The following is a 17,019-nucleotide window of genomic DNA, read 5'->3' as shown; positions in this document are numbered from 1 at the left end:
CCAAGCAAAATGGTTGGCAGAGGAAATGATGGAAGCCGTTCAAGAAGACCGAGCGCTTCACGGTAAAAAGCCTCTAAAAAATACCGAAAAGAAGCACTTAACAAAATCCCAAAAAATCAGTCCTAATGATCCGGAGGCAGGATGGTTCCATAAAGGAGATCATAAACAAGTCTTTGCCTATAACATTCAAACAGCCTGTGATCGTAATGGATGGGTGTTGGGTTACAGCGTTCACTCAGGAAATACTCACGATACGCAAGCATTTCCATCACTATTTGAAAAGATTATTCCTTTTAATCCCGCTTATATCATTGCGGATGCTGGGTATAAAACACCCACAATCGCCCAATTCCTATTAAAACAAGAAATTACACCGGTGTTTCCTTATACACGGCCAAGACGTAAACGGGAGAATAGAAACATTATCTATGACGAATACTATGATTGTTATTTAGATGAAAACGATGTGGTCTATCGCTATACAACTACCAATCGAAAAGGCTATCGAGAGTACAAAGCTTCGAGTCACGACCAGAAGAAATATCAAAATAATCGTGTGATTACCCGACATGTCTGGCAAGAAGCCCTTGAAACATGTGAAGATATAAGACATTCAGATGGCATGCGAGAGCTTTATAAAGAACGTAAGGAATCAGTAGAAAGATTATTTGGCACTGCCAAGGAGCATCATGGCTTTCGATAGACGCATTTAATTGGAAAAGCCTTGATGGAATTCAAAGCAGGGCTGACTTTTGCTTGTTTAAACATGAAGAAATTGGCAAACATATTGGAGATGAGAAGCTAAAAAGGCTTCGCTTTTTTTATTTTCATGTGATTTATAACTAAAATAAAGACAACCCCTTTATTTGAGTTTAACTCACAAAGGGTTTGTCTTCAGTCTGAAGCAGCGACAAAAAGGTCGCTGCTTTTTCACTATAAAACGTCGTAAAGGTCGATTAAAGCACGCGCAGTATCCAGCGAAGAATAATTAATGATCTGATATTCAAAATTTTTATTTTTAAGTGTGTAGTGTTGATCATAGTATGAAAGGATGAGATCTTTAATGACGGATGCATAGTCACCTTGATTAAGGGATTCTATATGCATAGCCTTGCGTTGCGGGTTCATCTTATCCATTCTGTTCAAGCTTTCTTTAATCTCTGCTAAATTTTTTTGATCAGAAGCATTAATATATTCATCTTCGATTCGTTCAATTCGTAAATCTATTGGTGAATCAATGTAGACTTGATGGGGGGATTGTTTATATGCTTGATAAAGGGTGTGGGGGGTGTGCACCTTACCAATGCTAGCACTTTCTCCTTCAATAAAAACAATGCCTGGTTGGAATGATTCAAGTTTGTTAATTAGGGCTGCCTCGTAATTAGCTTGGCTAGGTTGTTGACCCAATCCAATCTGACCAAAATGCGACCCTCTATGATTCGCTAAACCTTCTAAGTCTAATACTTGGCCACCCATTGCTTCGATGTGTTTTAAAATCAAGGTTTTGCCCGTTCCAGTCATACCGTCTAAAGATACGAATTGAAAGTGATGAGGTAGTACTTCGAGTTGATCTAATACACGTTGGCGATAAGCTTGGTACCCTCCAGCTAATTGATAGACAGTCAAACCGAGTCCATCTAATAAACCAACAATTGAAGAAGAGCGAAAGCCACCACTTTTACAATAGAAAATTAATGTATGGCCATGACTAGCTGTTATAATATGTTGAAAAAAGGTCGGTAAAATACCACTCATAAAATTAATACCAACTTGTTTAGCCTGGTCAATCTGTCCTTGGCTATAAAGTGTTCCAACCTCATGGCGGGTTGAATCATCCATAACAGGAAGATTGATAGCATTTGGAAGGTGGCCTTGAGCAAATTCCTTAGGACTTCTGACATCTATCCAAAGTGGGTTTAATAAAGATTTTGATTGTTGATAAGAAATTAAATATTTCAAAAGATCACCTTCCTTTAGTTACTAAATAGATAAGTTCAATATTAAATTTTACATCTAATCACTATAAAATGAAAGATTAGATTATTTTTCTTGAAGAAAGACTGTCAACCCCAAGCGATTATGTCCCGAAATTTTGATTAATTTGGGTACAAGTAAGAATTGATCGAAAGTCCTACCGGGCTTTGCTTGGTTGCCTCTTCTTGTCTTCATTTTATATAAATACGGTTGATAGGAAGCTGCTTTCTACGGATGAGACAGAGGTGGGATAGAAGGTTTAGCTTGTTCAATTATCGCTTGCTCTTATAGATTTTCACTGACCGACTTATGCCGATGAATTTCTTCCAATGCATAGAGTTGATCTTTGTAAGAGGCAAACAATTCTTGTTTACGGCTTTCAATCACCAACACTTTTGTCTTTTTATTCAAATAGACGGGCTTAGCTTGCTGATCAATGAGACGATAACGATGCTTTTGATACTGAATGGCATGCTTAGCTTGAATACGACACCAATTAAAGCGTGCGAGAATAGGATCTAAATTCATACCCTTAGCTAGTCTTTCAAAGGCGGTTATGCTAGGCTTAATTGAGAGGGCAATTTGATTATTAAACGTCTCTAAATGGATGGGAGATAGCAATTGGCTTCTTGAATGGTTTGGATATTTGCAAGCTTCATCTCATTGAAAAGACGGTCTTGAAACATACCGAAGAGTCGCTCAATAGGTCCTTTGGTTTGCAGAATTGAAGTGGAACTTAATTGAATACCATGCGTCTGACACGCATATCCAAATTGAGTGGAGGCCTTTTGTTCGATAGCTTCGGACAAAGAGGCCTCTTTGCGTTGTGTCCCTCTTTGATCAAAAATCGATCGATTATCTGTCAAAATTTCATAAGGTATGCCATATTTTGTAAGAAATTGTTGAGTAACTTCAGAATAGCCATTGAGGGTTTCTTGCGTATCAAACGAAGCTCCAACACCCCTTCCCATCGCGTCATCAATAGTAGTGTGAAGATGATAATAGGAAGTATCTCCTTCAAACCACTGGTGTTGTGAAGCATCCATTTGAAGGGGATCGCCAGCATATTTTTTACGTGGACATACCAGGTGAGCCTTTTCAGGAGAAAGAGTAATTACCGTTTGAGAGAGCGCCTTATCCCGTTGAGAGAGTGTTCCTTTGGCTTCAATTTTTTGTTCGAGAGCTTGTCTTGGCTGACGACGTGTTTGTCTTCGCGCTTTAGGAGACACTGTCTGATGTTTTTCATGATATTTGGAAGAGTCGATTCGAAAATTTGAATCTGTTCACACGCCTTTAATTTTTCACAGAAGTGTTTAAAATTGAACCCTTCATAGACAGTTTGGTACAAATGGATAATCTTTTTTCAATTGTTTGACTTATTTTATTAATTGGGGAGTGATTAACATTTCCATGTTGAAAGCCTAATTTAACATAGGTTTTATAGACAGTTAATCGTCGTTTATTGAGCGACGCGATAAACCGAGCTCCACTTGGTCTTTGGCTTTTGATTTTCGGCCCTGTGCAACCGATTGAATGACAGCATATTTTCTTTGCTCGAACATTGTTAATCAAACTTTCATCTAACTACCCTTGAAAGAAGTATAACTCAGAAGTGGGACATTTTGATTTGTGTTCTCTTGAGACATTATCATTTACGTTTAACACAAAGAGTCGATTATTTTTAATAAAGTCTTGATTTTTTTGAATGGTCGGGCTATAATAAAGAAAAATTTTATTAGTCTTTAACCGTGTACGAGATACATGAAAGATTTATTTGAATAGTTCATTGGAGAAGCTCTCTCTAATGGGATATCCTTTTATGTGCGCAAGAGGTCAGTAACGGTTTTTCGTTACTGACCTCTTTTTTGGTTAAAACTAAGCGAATTCAACTTATGAAAGGAAGTATGAAATGACGCTTACGACCCAAATTGCCAATCAACATTTTAAATCCTGTTTAATGAATGCCGCCGGGGTTCATTGCCAAACAAGAGAAGAGCTAAATGAAATTTTAGACTCTCAAGCTGCTACTTTTGTTACCAAAACAGCTACTAGTCAAGCGAGAAAGGGCAATCCTGAGCCACGCTATGTGGGGAATCTTCACGGTTCAATCAATTCTATGGGCTTACCGAATTTAGGGATTGATTATTATCTAGACTATCTTTCTGAGTTAGATCGTTCAGATCTTTTCTTGTCGGTAACGGGCCTTTCTAAAGAGGAAATCTACCAAGTTTTGCATAAAGTACAAGATGCTTCATTCAATGGCTTGATCGAATTAAACCTGTCCTGCCCAAATGTAGTCGGCAAACCCCAGACAGCCTATGATTTTGAACTCATGCACGAGATTTTGACAGAAGTGTTTAGTTTTGTAAACAAACCACTAGGAGTAAAATTACCTCCTTATTTTGATCTGGTTCACTTTGATCAAGTGGCCGCAATCTTGAATCAATTTCCGCTTTCTTTTGTCAATTCAGTCAATTCAATCGGTAATGGTTTGTGGATTCAAGATCAAACTGTTGCAATCAAACCAAAGCAAGGCTTTGGAGGGATTGGAGGAGCCGCAATTAAAGCAACGGCTCTGGCTAATGTACATGCCTTCTACCAGCGTCTAAATGACTCCATAGCCATTATTGGGACAGGGGGCGTTGCAAGTGGGCGTGATGCTTTTGAACACATTCTTTGTGGAGCTTCAATGGTTCAAGTAGGAACAGCTTTGATGGAAGAAGGACCACAAATTTTTGAGCGATTGAATCAAGAATTAAAGGCTGAAATGGCATCTTATGGCTATCAAAAAATAGAAGATTACCGCGGTAAATTACAGTACATGGAGGGATAAAATAATGAGTAATCACAACTTAGTTTTTAAGCATTTTGAATCAACCAAGAAACTAAATTCAGGAATGGTAATGAAACTAATTCATCGAGCCATCGAATTTAAAAACCTTGATCGCTCACTATTACCACAGTATCCAGGACACTTTGTTTGTAATGTTTTTTTGGAAAATTCGACAAGAACGCACCTTTCTTTTGAAATGGCTGAGAAAAAGTTAGGTATGCCGGTTATTGCTTTTGATGCTAAAACATCTTCACTTTCCAAAGGAGAAACCCTCTTAGACACTTTAATTACACTTGAATCTTTAGGGGTAGATACAGTTGTGGTACGTACTCGCGAAGAAAATTACTTCGAGCCGTTGATGAAATCACCGCACTTGAATTTGTCAATTATTAATGGTGGGGATGGGGCCTCTCAGCATCCTACACAGTGTATGCTCGACTTGATGACCATTTATGAAAAATTCCAACGTTTTATTGGTTTGAAAATAGCAATCGTAGGAGACCTCAGTCACTCTCGTGTTGCTCATTCTAACGCTGAAATTTTATCTCGTTTAGGAGCTGAACTATATTTTTCAGGACCAGAAGAGTGGTATGATGAAACCTTTGATCATTTCGGAAGCTATCTACCCATTGATGAATTGATTGGAGAAGTCGATGTCTTAATGCTCTTAAGAGTTCAATTAGAACGCCATGACCAGCCAGATAGTTTCGAAGCGGAAACCTATCATCGTTTATACGGTTTAAATACCGAAAGAGCCAGTCGCATGCAAGACCATGCAATTATTATGCACCCTGCACCGGTCAATCGAGGGGTAGAAATTGCTGATGAATTAGTCATGTCAGAAAGATCTGTAATAGCTGAACAAATGAAAAATGGTGTATTTATGCGTATGTCAATTATTGAAGCAGTTATGAACGGAAAGTAGGGGGGAAAAGATGTTATTAATTAAGAATGTGCGAATGCTAAATCGTCAAGGTGGATTTCAAGCAGTAGAGCTTTTAATTAAAGACCAAAAGATTAACGCGATTGGTCTAGATCTGTTGAATGAATTATCTCATGAAGAGCTTAAAATTTTTGATGGTCAAAACGGTTTAATTACTCCGGGGCTAATTGATTTGCATGTTCATTTTCGTCAGCCTGGTTTCGAAGGAAAAGAAACCATTGAAACCGGCTCAAAAGCAGCGGCTCGAGGCGGTTATACACAAGTTTGTGCAATGCCAAATCTAAATCCAGTTCCAGATAATCTAGCAGATTTTACAGCTTTGATGCAATTAAACGAGCAAGAAGCTTGCATCAAAGTACATCAGTATGCACCGATTTCACTAGAAATTACTTCCGAAAAAGAATTGGTTGATTTTCCTGCTTTAACACAAGCAGGAGCTGTTGCCTTTACCAATGATGGCAAGGGCGTTCAAACAGCTGGTTTAATGCTTCAAGCTATGCAAATGGCTGAGCAATTAGACCGACCAATTGTGGCCCATACTGAAGATAATTCTTTGCTTTTTGGAGGGGTCATGCATAAGGGGAAGGTAAGTGAAAAGTTAGGTTTACCAGGAATATACTCTGCGACTGAATCCAGTCAGATTGCCAGAGATTGTATTTTGGCTAAAGAGGCAAACTGCCACTACCATGTCTGTCACGTTTCAACTAAAGAAAGTGTAGCGGTTATTCGCGCTGCCAAAGCTGAGGGCGTAAAAGTAACTTGTGAAGTTTGTCCCCACCATCTTCTCTTGTGTGATGAAGATATTCCAACTGATGATGGCAATTGGAAGATGAATCCACCATTAAGAAGTCGCGCGGATCAAGCAGCCTTAATTCAAGGTCTACTAGATGGAACGATTGATTGTATAGCAACCGACCACGCTCCGCACATGGCAGAAGAAAAGAATCAGAGTATGCTTAAAGCACCTTTTGGTATTGTGGGATCAGAAACTGCTTTCGCTTTGCTGTATACTTATCTTGTTGAACGAGGAATTTGTAGTTTAGAACAGTTAATCAATTGGATGGCATGGGAACCAGCTAAAATCTTTAATATACCAGCTTCCGATCTTACTGTGGGGTCTATTGCTGACCTAGCTATTTTCGACATTGACCATGAATATCCAATCGATCCAAAGGAATTTGCTTCTAAATCGACCAATACACCCTTTGTAGGTTGGCAAGTTAAAGGTAAAACCTTAGCAACTATTTATCAGGGCCATCTTGTTTATCAGGCGTAAGAATATCTCATGAATTTTTGCTAGAGGCTAATGGCTATTCTTTAGAATGGAAATAAAATAAAGACAGGCTCTTTTGTTTGTGCTAAACTGAACATGAAGTTTTTAATAAATAGAGGAGTTTTATCAGTGAAATCAATAGATAGTTTGACCCTAGACGATCTAATCGAATGGCTAGCTCAAAGAGGAGAAAAGCCATACCGGGCAGATCAAATCTGGCAATGGCTTTACCGTCACCATGTGGCGTCCTACGAAGAGATGACTAATATCCCCAAAAAGATTTTAGAACCTTTATCCGAGGAATTTATTTTTTCTCCCTTAAGGGCAAAAATTGTACAGAAAGCCCAAGATAAAACCACTAAATTTTTGTTTGAATTACAAGATAAATCAATGATTGAGACGGTTTTAATGTATCATCATTATGGTATTTCAGTGTGTGTCACAACGCAAATTGGCTGTAATATTGGCTGTAAGTTCTGTGCTTCGGGTTTGATACCCAAAGTAAGAGATCTAGAAACAGGTGAGATAGTCGCTCAAATCATGTACGTTCAACGACACTTGGACCAATTAGGTCAAGGAGAAAAGGTTTCGCATATTGTGGTTATGGGTATAGGTGAGCCTTTTGATAACTATGATAACGTGATGAAATTCTTAAGAATTGTGAATTCAGATAAGGGACTAGCTATTGGGGCACGTCATATTACTGTCTCAACTTCTGGCTTAGCACCAAAAATTCGTGAATTTGCTGATGAAGGGTTACAAGTCAATCTAGCAGTTTCCCTCCATGCCCCTAACAATGAGACTCGTTCTTCGATTATGAAGATTAACCGAGAATATCCCATTGAAGAATTATTTGATGCTATTTATGAATATATTGAAAAAACCAATCGCCGGGTAACTTTCGAATACATTATGATTGATGGTGTCAATGATACACCTCAACATGCTAAAGAATTGGCAAATCTGTTGAAACCGATGCTGAAATTAGCTTATGTTAATTTGATTCCTTATAATCCGGTTGCAGAAAATTCTTTCCGGCGTTCTAAGGCTGAAAATATTGCGCAATTCTTTGATATTTTAATGAAAAACAAGGTTAATTGTGTTGTTCGTAAAGAACACGGAACAGAAATCGAAGCGGCTTGTGGGCAGTTACGGTCTCAATACGAACGTCAAAGAAGAGCTAAAACTGCTAAAAAGACTAAAGAAGAAATCCGTCAATTTTCACAAGCACGTAAAGCTGCAAAGGCAAATGAGTCTAATAATCAATGATAAAGTAATCTTAAAGCGATTAAAATAAGCCCTCAAAAACGAAGATCTTTGGTCGTGTTTTTAAGGGCTTTTACTTTTAATATTAAAAGTTCCGGAGATGTCTATCACATTCTTAAGAAAGTATGATATAATTTCCTAGATAGTCCATATAAAGGAGGGCAACTATGTATAACGCTTTAATGATTTCATTAATTGTAGTATCTATTTTGATTATTTTATTAGTTATTATGCAACCATCTAAGAGTAATGCTGCTTCAACTTTAACAGGTGGAGGAGACGATGGCTCTGTTAAATCAAAAGCACGTGGCTTTGAAGCCTTTTTAATTCGTGCTACAACCGTTTTAGGCGTGCTGTTCTTTGTCATTGCCTTAGCTTTAGCTTACTTATCGGCTAAATAATCGTTAAAGATTTTGAATAGACGCACATGTCGGCTCATTAGGCCACATGTGCGTATTTATTTAGAAACAGAGGAATTTCTTTAGTTTCCAACAAGGTTTAGATACAATGATAATAAGAGGTTAGGAGTGAAAAGTGTGATGAATGTTCCATTTGATAAGGCGGTTTATTTAGAAGGTCAAGATAAGAAGGTAGGGATCCTACTCTTCCACGCTTATACGGGATCAACACGTGATATGAACCTATTAGGAAGGCTATTGAATCGCCAAGGCTATAACGTATTAGTGCCACAATTTAGTGGTCATGATACACAAGACATCAAATCAGTTTTGGATTTTTCTCCAAATATTTGGCGTCAAGAAGCCAATGATGCTTATCATTGGATGCTAGGACAAAAATTTGAGCACCTTTTAGTCTTTGGTCTTTCATTAGGTGGAGTTATGGCTACAGATATTATTTCTCAGAAATATTTTCAAGGAAGTGGTGGAGGAATCTTTAATGCGCCGGTTATGACTGAGGAACCGATCAATATTTCCAACTCATTTATGCATTTAGGTAAATTTTTGGCCAGTCAACGACATGATACAGAGACATTTATGGAAGAGTTTGATGATATATTGGCAGGCCATTGGCAACAAATGAAAGAATTAGAAGAAATTAAAGAAGAAATCGCTTCACAGTTGGTGAATGTTAAGGTGCCTTTTTATATCGCTCAATCAGGCCAAGATGAATTAATTGAGCCAGATGATTCTTATTTATTACAAGATCATTTGGTAAATGCACGCATTGATTTTCATTATTTCCCACATAATACACATTCCATTCCTACAAACCGTGATCGTAAGGCTTTTGAAAAATCAGTTTTAGATTTCATCAAGCAAGTGACCCAACCCTTTTAGGGTGAGAGAGGAGAATAAATTTGAGTTTATCTAGACTAGAAAAAGACATTATTGTTTTTTTACAAGGGAATAAAGAGGATTCCTTTTCGGTGGAACAGCTTTCCCAACATTTTAATTATCGCGGAACCAAAAATTATAAAAAATTAATTAAAGCTTTAGCCTTTTTGGAAAGAATTGGCGAAATTCAATTAACATCTGAGGGCCATTTTAAAGCTTTTTCTTCAAACGAAGAAGTTATAGGAGTATACAGAGCGAATGAAAAAGGCTTTGGCTTTGTATCTCATGAAGAAGGTGAAAGTGATTTCTTCGTGCCTAGAGGTAAAAACGGAGGAGCCATGGAAGGAGACACAGTCCGTGTTCGAATCGTTAAACATGTTAATCCTACAACAGGCAAAGGTTCGGAAGCTCAAGTGCTTGAAGTAATAGACCGTAAAGTTAGTCAGTTAGTTGGCGAGTTTTATGGTTTTAATCAAGAAGAACGTGAAACCACAGGCTATGTAGGATACATTAAGCCTCAAGGCGAATTTCCAGATGAGACTAAAATTTTCATTCGTCCAGATGGTATTCATCCAGCTAATCACACTATTTGTATTGTAGAAATCGCTGAATACCCAGATAGCCATAAGCCCAATGAAATGGTAGGCCTTGTGACTAAAGAAATTGGCCATAAAGACGCTCCAGGTGTTGATATACTAGCCGTTCTCTTCCAATTTGGTATTCCGCACGAATTTCCAAAAGAGGTGGTCAAAGAATCTGAAGCCGTAGAGCAAACAATTAAATCTGAAGAAATCCAAGGACGTAAGGATTTACGTGATCAATTAATCATTACAATTGATGGAGCAGATGCCAAGGATTTAGATGATGCCATCAGTTTAGAAAAAATTTCGGATAAAGAGTACCAATTAGGTGTCCATATTGCCGATGTATCGCATTATGTAAGACCAGGCACTGCTATTGATCGCGAAGCTTATGAGCGAGGAACATCTGTTTATTTGACAGATCGCGTGGTCCCTATGTTACCGCAAAGATTGTCTAACGGTATTTGTTCTTTGAATCCTCATGAGGATCGCTTAAGTCTAACTTGTGAGATGGTGATTAATAATCAAGGGCAAGTAATTAAGCATCGCATTTTCAAATCAGTCATTCATTCATCCTATCGGATGACCTATTCAGATGTGAATGCTATTTTAGATGGTGATCCAACTTTAAGACAAGATTATCAAGAAATTGTTCCTATGTTGGAGGACATGGCTGAGTTACATGATATTCTCTATCAGATGCGTCGACATAGAGGAGCACTCGATTTTGATGCGCCTGAAGCCAAGATTTTGGTAGACGAAAAAGGACACCCGACAGAGATTGTTTTACGTGAGAGGTTTACTAGTGAACGCTTAATTGAATCCTTTATGCTAGCTGCTAATGAAACGGTGGCCAAAGATTATTTAGCTAAGCAGCTACCCTTTATCTATCGAATTCATGAGCAGCCAGACTCTAATAAAATAGACCGTTTTGCGGAATTCATCTCAAGTTTTGGGGTCATTCTTAGGGGAAATACTGAAGATATGGCACCGAGGGCCTTGCAAGAGGCGCTTAAACAGGTCAAGGGTGAAGATTACGAACAAGCTGTTTCAACTATGATGCTAAGGTCGATGCAACAAGCCAAGTATTCAGATGAAGCAGCAGGTCACTTTGGTTTAGCAGCAGAAGACTATACACATTTCACTTCGCCAATACGCCGTTATCCTGATTTGATTGTTCACCGTCTAATTAGTCAATATTTATTAGGCAATCCTTCAAATAAGGAGATTTCTAAGTTAGAAGATCAACTGCCAGCTATAGCGACTCATGCTTCTAAAATGGAGCGCCGGGCGGTTGATGCAGAAAGAGAAACTGATGCTCTCAAGAAGGCTGAGTATATGATGGATAAAGTTGGAGAAAGTTTCTGGGGAACTATTTCATCGGTTACCTCTTTTGGAATTTTTGTAGCGCTTCCCAATACGGTAGAAGGACTTGTCTCTATTCAAAATTTAGATGATGACTATTATCATTTTAATCCAGAACACATGCTGTTGATTGGTGAGCGGACACATAAAATCTTTAGAATCGGGCAAAGGGTTAAAATAGAGGTTGGTAATGTCAGTATCGAAGATCGACAAATTGATTTTAAGCTAATTGAAGCAGAAGCAGTAGAAGGTATCGATCCAAAAATCATTCAATCTTCAACAAAAAATAAGAAAAAGAATAAATCGAACAGACAAAACAAATCAAATAAAGCGAATCCTAAAATGGGTAAAAATTTAGCAGGTAAAAAAATTTCTGCTAAGGGAAACTTTAAGAAAGCAAAAAGAACTAAGAAAAAGAAATACTAGGAGTCCATCAGATGCTAGTAGGTGATGTAAAATAGACTCCTAGCACTAGCAAGGAGATTTTATGGCAAATAATAAAGCAGTACACGATAAACCACTGGCCCAAAATCGAAAGGCCAGACATGATTATGAGATTATTGATACTTATGAAGCGGGTTTAGTCCTCAAAGGAACAGAAATTAAATCCATTCGAGCAGGAAAAATAAATATTCAAGATGGCTTTATTTCAATCTATGGGGGCCAAGCCTGGGTAAAGAATGTTCATATAAGTCCTTATGACCATGGTAATTTATTTAATCATGATCCTTTAAGAGATCGAAAGTTATTATTACACCATAAGGAAATAGTGGATATGGACCAAGCAACGCGTCAGAAGGGAATGACCATTGTTCCCCTAAAGGTTTATTTAGTTAGGGGTCGAGCTAAGCTATTAATAGGAGTTGCACGTGGTAAACATCACTATGATAAGCGACAGGCGCTCAAAGAACAACAAGCTAAGCGAGATATTGATCGGGCTCTCAAAGTAAGATAAATTAAAACAGCAAGCACTCTGGAGGATTTGAGAATGCTTGCTGTTTCTTCGTTAACTGGCCTTAGAATCCTGATAAAGATTCCCATGCCATTGGAGGAGGTAATTTAGTTGAGGTAAGTCTTGTTTCTTTTCGAATGACTCACCAGAAGAAAGCCTTGAGTCGAAAATTAATTCGTCCCTAGAACTTAAAACCTTACTTGTTCCTGAATTAAATTCAATCTGAAACTCTTTTTCAATGGTTCCTACCCATTGCGATTCTTTTTGTTTAGTAAGTTGTTTGTTTAGCCGATAGCCTTGCGAACTGAGGAATATTTGACTAGCATCGAAAGAGCTTTCCTTAGAAGAATTAGGAAAAAGAGTCACTTGGCCATTAGCTAACCATTCGCCATCAGCTTCTATTATTGAAAAGCTTGACTCAAAATTGGATGGATATTCTATAAAAATAAGCGTTTTATAGAGTAAAAGTAAAGACTCAATGTCTAAAGTATCAACTTCGATTAAGTTGACTGTTTGAATTAAGGAATCACTTGTAAACAGGCCCAAGTCATTTAAGCTTTCTTTTTGTAGAAGTTGGCATTCTCTTTGAATAGATTCTTCTATGCTTTTTGTCCATTGGTCTTGGAGAACAGGACGCAGGTTAAAATCTGTTAAAAGAGTTTGAATTTGTAATTGGTAATAATTATTTGACTGGTGGATTCTTTGTCTTTGGAGAGCATTAAGTTGAATGACTCCTAAGTATATAACTTGGCTTAACATCATAAAACATAATACCATTGGTAGGATAAGCCCTTTTTTATGTTTCATCAAAATCTTCCGTTCTTATGTAATCAGTATGAAAGGTATGTGAGAAGATTTGACCATTGGTTAGCTCCACGGAGATTGTTATAAAAGGTTTTTCGGAATTTAGATGCCAAGATTTTACTTGAAAGAGGTAAGGGTGATGTCCGGGTCTGCGATAAATCTTTTGATTTCTTAAAATGACTGAGCTCTGTTCATAGTAATCCTCTTTGAGACAAAGATTTATTTCTTGTTCAGAGACACCCATAATTAAAAAATGATCAAATTCACTTTCCATCATCAGTGTGAAGTGCTGCCAATCTAGCGAACGATCTTGCCGCATATTTTCATCTAATTTGCGGTAATGTGAAACACTTATCATGAGAGTGTTCATTATTAAAGCAACAATAGAGAGTGTAATAAGGCACTCAATTAAAGTGAAGGCCCATTTTGACTGTTTATAAGGTTTGAATAGCTTGAATTTCAATCTGATAGGCACTCCCTCTCTTAAACTCTATTTGACAGGAATTAGTGTCGCATGAAAAATCATCAACCTCGACTGAAAATAATAATTGGTAACTTTCCATTGTAGATTGAATAAGTGTCTCTTTTTTTATTGAATCTAAATCAGAAAGTTGAATGTCCGCCAGTTGATAAAATAATTGCCATTCATTATTTTCTGATTTTAATTGTTTAAAAGTCCTTAATTCTTGGTTAAAACTGGGTAAATAAAAGCTCAAAATCCAAGACAAGATCAATAAACCTACTAATGCTTCAATTAGACTACTTCCCTTTTTGCTCCTTAAAAACAAATTGACCACTTCCTAGTTGAAAAACAAGCTCAAAATTATCGCCTTCTGCATTTTCAAAGTAAACAGTTTCAAAATCATTAATACGACCACTACTTAAGTAATAAAAAGAAAAAGAATTAAGTAAATTTAAATGTTTAGGGAGTTTGAGTTGACTAAAATTTTTGCGGGATTCTACTTGCCAGAAGTAGACTACTCCTCTTTTACTAAAGACAATCTGAACTGGATCTTGATCAATAATTGCTTTATCTTGAGCTAAATGTAGCTGACTCTTCAGTTGGTCTTTAAAAACTTTTGTCTGATAATCAGCTTTTAATTGTTGATAGGGTAAAGCAATTAGCAAAATCATCAATATACTAAAAATTGAAAGTACGCACAAAGCTTCGATTAGGGTAAAGGCTGATTGATTTTTTGATTTCATTAAGGGGTCAGTATTTGACTGAGGACTTCAGCTTCAATTCTCTCAGTCGCTTCGTCTGCTTGCTTTTGAGTGAGGTAACCTTCAGCAACCAAAGTTTCTAAGCTTAAAGGCTCTTGGGTATCCTCTACTAGATAATAGGCATCCGCTTGAGTTTCAACAATCTCTGTGATATTTTCAACTGCTTGTTGGTCAATACGATCTTTTTGGCCAGAAACATTGGGAATAATAATAGCCATTAATAGTGAAACAATAATAAGAACAATTAGCATTTCGATAAGTGTGAACGCTCTTTTAGACTTTAATATTTGACAAGACTTGACTTTTCTGATGGTTCTTTCTTTCATAATAGCTCCTTTTCATATCTCCATGGTTAACATCGGCAACATTAGAACAAGGTACATGGCCATTACAATAATAGCGATAATTAAAAACAGTATGGGTTGCACTAAAGTGAGCTTCTTATTAAGATCTTCGATCACCTCCTCAAATATTTTTTTAGCATAAAGCTTACATTTTTGACCGGTCTGACTGGTTAGTTCACCCTGATATATGACTAAACTAAGTGTTTTAGTGAAAATACCCATGTTTTCTAATGAATCGCTCAACTCGCTCCCAGCCAAAAATTGTTGCTGCAGATAATCAGCTATTTCACTGATTAAGGGATCAATGGGATATGAGATTAAAAGATCTAGTGTCTCTTGCATGGAAAAGCCAGCTGCGTAAAAATATGAAAGTTCATCAGCTAGACGATAGGATACATATTTCCTAATTAGCTTTCCAAAGAGAGGTATCTTAACTAAGTGTTGAAATCTGTTAATAACAGGGAGTCTTAATAAATAAAAATCAATAGCTAAGTAAATAATTAAAATGACTGCTAAAAAGCTGATGCTAATTTGTGGAAGAAAGGTAAAGAGAATGAGTAAATAACGAGCTAATAAATGAGTTTTTAAAATTTCTTGATCGATGAAGGATAAAATATGTGGAAGCATCCAATGTCTCATTGCAAACAATAAGCAGGAGAGAAAAAGCATTAAAAAACAGGGATAGATAAGTGTTTTTATTAATTTTTTTTGATAGCTTCTAATCTTTTTTAAATGGTTTACAATTTCAAAAAGCGCTTGAATAAATCGGCCTTGTCTTTGAGCAAAAAATAATTGAGCGGCAATTCGGTTTGAATACCCATAGTTTAAAAGAACTTGATCAAAGCTTTGTCCTACATTTAATTTTTCCAGCATTTGATTAATAATTAAAATTCTTTTAGGTAATAGTATTTTCATAAATTGCAGACTTTGATAAATTGAGAAACCTTCATCAAGCATTTCAGCTAAAACCTGTAAAAAATATATTTTTTCCTCTTGATTAAAGAGCAATTTTTCTTTATTAAAGAACTTCAAAGTGTTCATACTCTTTTTTAGTGATGTATCCATAGGCCCATGCCTTTCTTAGTTGGTGATTAAGGGGCGAGAAGTTTAAAGGTAAATTAAAATGATTCAAATATTCTTTCAATTGTTGGCCATCTAATATTTCGAACAAAGCGGCTCGGTGAAATTTTTTAGGAATATGATTGCAGGATACTTGAACACTACTTTTACAAAAAGGACAAAAGCGAGGCACTAGTCTTTGTGAGATGACACCAATGAGAGATTGTTTTAATTGTTGCTCACTAATGGTTAACTCTTTAAGACGCGCAATCACTCCGAAAGTATCTTTAGCATGGATCGTTGCAATCATCAAATGCCCGGTTAATGCACCTCTTAAAGTCATACGCGCCGTCTCCTCATCCCGAATTTCTCCAATAAAAAGAATATCGGGATGATGTCTGAGTGATGATTTAATCAGTAGGTCATAAGAAATACCTATTTTTTCATTTACCTGCGTTTGTAAAAAAGAAGCTTCTTTGATTTCTACAGGGTCCTCCATAGTAATAATTTGTAACTTTTCTTCATTCATTCTTTCTCTTAAAAGTTGATAGATCGTCGTGGTTTTACCTGAATTGACTGGGCCAGAAATTAAAATCATCCCTGATTTTCTTCTAATTAATTTCCGAATGCGGTCAATTTGATTGGGAAAGTAGCTGTTGATTTGTTGAAAATTATGAATTTTACTAAAAATCACTCGAACCACTAAGGACTCTATGAGGTTGACGTTAGTAATAGTGGACAATCTTAATTCAATCGTTTGTTCTTCTGAGATCTTAAACGGACAAGCACCTGATTGGGGCCGTCTTTTTTCACCGACATCCATATTGGCTAAAAATTTATAATGAGCGATTATTTTTCTTCCTAGACTTAAAGGGACATTTTTGTGGAAGTGGAGTTGACCATTGACTCGAAAGAAGATTTGATAGTTATCAATTATTGGCATGAAATGAATATCGGAAGCCAACAAACTGATGGCCTCGTTAATCAATGATTTAGAAAGTTCTTCGATCATCAACTCACCCTTTTGATTAGTCTAATGATAAATACAAGATAAAGGTTAAAAGGGTGCTTATATTTTTTCTCAAATAAGCGTCTCAGTGTCTAAC

General features: G+C 36.8%; 19 protein-coding genes and 1 pseudogene. 9 read left to right on the top strand and 11 right to left on the bottom strand.

Going from position 1 to position 17,019, the window contains the following annotated elements; translation table 11 throughout:
* A partial coding sequence (locus tag ACQV2O_RS06525) for a transposase (RefSeq protein ID WP_428875314.1) occupies nt 1–703 on the top strand: 703 nt, incomplete at its 5' end.
* Nucleotides 704–933: 230 nt separating this feature from the next.
* Here the strand turns inward: ACQV2O_RS06525 and mnmH are convergent.
* From mnmH to ACQV2O_RS06510, 3 genes are all read right to left on the bottom strand, one after another.
* Nucleotides 934–1,959: a tRNA 2-selenouridine(34) synthase MnmH gene (gene mnmH, locus ACQV2O_RS06520; protein WP_428875313.1), complete on the bottom strand. Its 1,026-nt coding sequence runs from the start codon at nt 1,957–1,959 to the stop codon at nt 934–936.
* A 300-nt stretch (nt 1,960–2,259) separates the two neighbouring features.
* Nucleotides 2,260–2,595, bottom strand: a complete 336-nt coding sequence (locus tag ACQV2O_RS06515; protein WP_428874589.1) for a hypothetical protein — start codon at nt 2,593–2,595, stop codon at nt 2,260–2,262.
* A complete protein-coding gene (locus ACQV2O_RS06510; RefSeq protein WP_428875312.1) occupies nt 2,574–3,203 on the bottom strand; it encodes a hypothetical protein in 630 nt (209 codons plus the stop codon). Before ACQV2O_RS06510 ends, ACQV2O_RS06515 begins: the two co-directional genes overlap by 22 nt.
* A 680-nt stretch (nt 3,204–3,883) precedes the next feature.
* On the opposite strand from ACQV2O_RS06510, the gene ACQV2O_RS06505 reads away from it, so the two are divergent.
* The 8 genes from ACQV2O_RS06505 (at nt 3,884) to smpB (ending at nt 12,485) form a co-directional block, all read left to right on the top strand.
* Nucleotides 3,884–4,807, top strand: a complete 924-nt coding sequence (locus ACQV2O_RS06505; protein ID WP_428875311.1) for a dihydroorotate oxidase — start codon at nt 3,884–3,886, stop codon at nt 4,805–4,807.
* 4 nt (nt 4,808–4,811) lie between these two features.
* Nucleotides 4,812–5,732: an aspartate carbamoyltransferase catalytic subunit gene (locus tag ACQV2O_RS06500; protein ID WP_428874264.1), complete on the top strand. Its 921-nt coding sequence runs from the start codon at nt 4,812–4,814 to the stop codon at nt 5,730–5,732.
* 10 nt (nt 5,733–5,742) lie between these two features.
* Entirely contained in the window at nt 5,743–7,026 is a 1,284-nt protein-coding gene (locus ACQV2O_RS06495) for a dihydroorotase (protein WP_428874265.1), read from the top strand.
* A 126-nt stretch (nt 7,027–7,152) separates the two neighbouring features.
* Complete coding sequence (rlmN, locus tag ACQV2O_RS06490; RefSeq protein WP_428875310.1) at nt 7,153–8,292, top strand: 23S rRNA (adenine(2503)-C(2))-methyltransferase RlmN; 1,140 nt, start codon at nt 7,153–7,155, stop codon at nt 8,290–8,292.
* Nucleotides 8,293–8,456: 164 nt separating this feature from the next.
* On the top strand, nt 8,457–8,690 hold the full coding sequence (gene secG / locus ACQV2O_RS06485; protein ID WP_090290184.1) for a preprotein translocase subunit SecG: 234 nt from the start codon (nt 8,457–8,459) through the stop codon (nt 8,688–8,690).
* Nucleotides 8,691–8,816: 126 nt separating this feature from the next.
* Complete coding sequence (locus ACQV2O_RS06480; protein ID WP_428875308.1) at nt 8,817–9,587, top strand: alpha/beta hydrolase; 771 nt, start codon at nt 8,817–8,819, stop codon at nt 9,585–9,587.
* Nucleotides 9,588–9,607: 20 nt separating this feature from the next.
* Nucleotides 9,608–11,956 (top strand): ribonuclease R, encoded by a 2,349-nt coding sequence (rnr, locus tag ACQV2O_RS06475; protein ID WP_428875307.1) that lies wholly within the window; start codon nt 9,608–9,610, stop codon nt 11,954–11,956.
* 61 nt (nt 11,957–12,017) lie between these two features.
* Nucleotides 12,018–12,485 (top strand): SsrA-binding protein SmpB, encoded by a 468-nt coding sequence (gene smpB / locus ACQV2O_RS06470; RefSeq protein ID WP_428874269.1) that lies wholly within the window; start codon nt 12,018–12,020, stop codon nt 12,483–12,485.
* Between the two features lie 51 nt (nt 12,486–12,536).
* Here smpB and ACQV2O_RS06465 read toward each other — a convergent pair whose 3' ends face one another.
* The 8 genes and pseudogenes from ACQV2O_RS06465 to comGA form a co-directional block, all read right to left on the bottom strand.
* On the bottom strand, nt 12,537–13,289 hold the full coding sequence (locus ACQV2O_RS06465; RefSeq protein ID WP_428874270.1) for a hypothetical protein: 753 nt from the start codon (nt 13,287–13,289) through the stop codon (nt 12,537–12,539).
* Complete coding sequence (locus tag ACQV2O_RS06460) at nt 13,279–13,644, bottom strand: competence type IV pilus minor pilin ComGF (protein WP_428875316.1); 366 nt, start codon at nt 13,642–13,644, stop codon at nt 13,279–13,281. The genes ACQV2O_RS06465 and ACQV2O_RS06460 overlap by 11 nt, the downstream gene beginning before the upstream one ends.
* A 9-nt stretch (nt 13,645–13,653) precedes the next feature.
* Nucleotides 13,654–13,761, bottom strand: a pseudogene (locus ACQV2O_RS06455) (prepilin-type N-terminal cleavage/methylation domain-containing protein); the annotation flags it as partial.
* A complete protein-coding gene (locus ACQV2O_RS06450) occupies nt 13,721–14,014 on the bottom strand; it encodes a hypothetical protein (protein WP_428875306.1) in 294 nt (97 codons plus the stop codon). The gene ACQV2O_RS06450 and the pseudogene ACQV2O_RS06455, both read right to left, overlap by 41 nt.
* 31 nt (nt 14,015–14,045) lie before the next feature.
* Entirely contained in the window at nt 14,046–14,492 is a 447-nt protein-coding gene (gene comGD / locus ACQV2O_RS06445) for a competence type IV pilus minor pilin ComGD (protein WP_428875304.1), read from the bottom strand.
* A complete protein-coding gene (gene comGC, locus ACQV2O_RS06440; protein WP_428874273.1) occupies nt 14,492–14,836 on the bottom strand; it encodes a competence type IV pilus major pilin ComGC in 345 nt (114 codons plus the stop codon). The genes comGD and comGC overlap by 1 nt, the downstream gene beginning before the upstream one ends.
* A 12-nt stretch (nt 14,837–14,848) precedes the next feature.
* Nucleotides 14,849–15,895, bottom strand: a complete 1,047-nt coding sequence (gene comGB, locus ACQV2O_RS06435; protein ID WP_428874275.1) for a competence type IV pilus assembly protein ComGB — start codon at nt 15,893–15,895, stop codon at nt 14,849–14,851.
* A complete protein-coding gene (gene comGA, locus ACQV2O_RS06430; protein WP_428874277.1) occupies nt 15,873–16,925 on the bottom strand; it encodes a competence type IV pilus ATPase ComGA in 1,053 nt (350 codons plus the stop codon). Before comGA ends, comGB begins: the two co-directional genes overlap by 23 nt.
* Between the last annotated feature and the right edge of the window lie 94 nt (nt 16,926–17,019).

Origin of the sequence: Facklamia sp. P13055 (assembly GCF_050409445.1) — a bacterium.
In the GTDB taxonomy this organism is placed as follows: domain Bacteria; phylum Bacillota; class Bacilli; order Lactobacillales; family Aerococcaceae; genus Facklamia.
The sequence above is the reverse complement of the archived record's forward strand: the minus strand, read 5'-3'. Positions and strand labels throughout refer to the sequence as shown.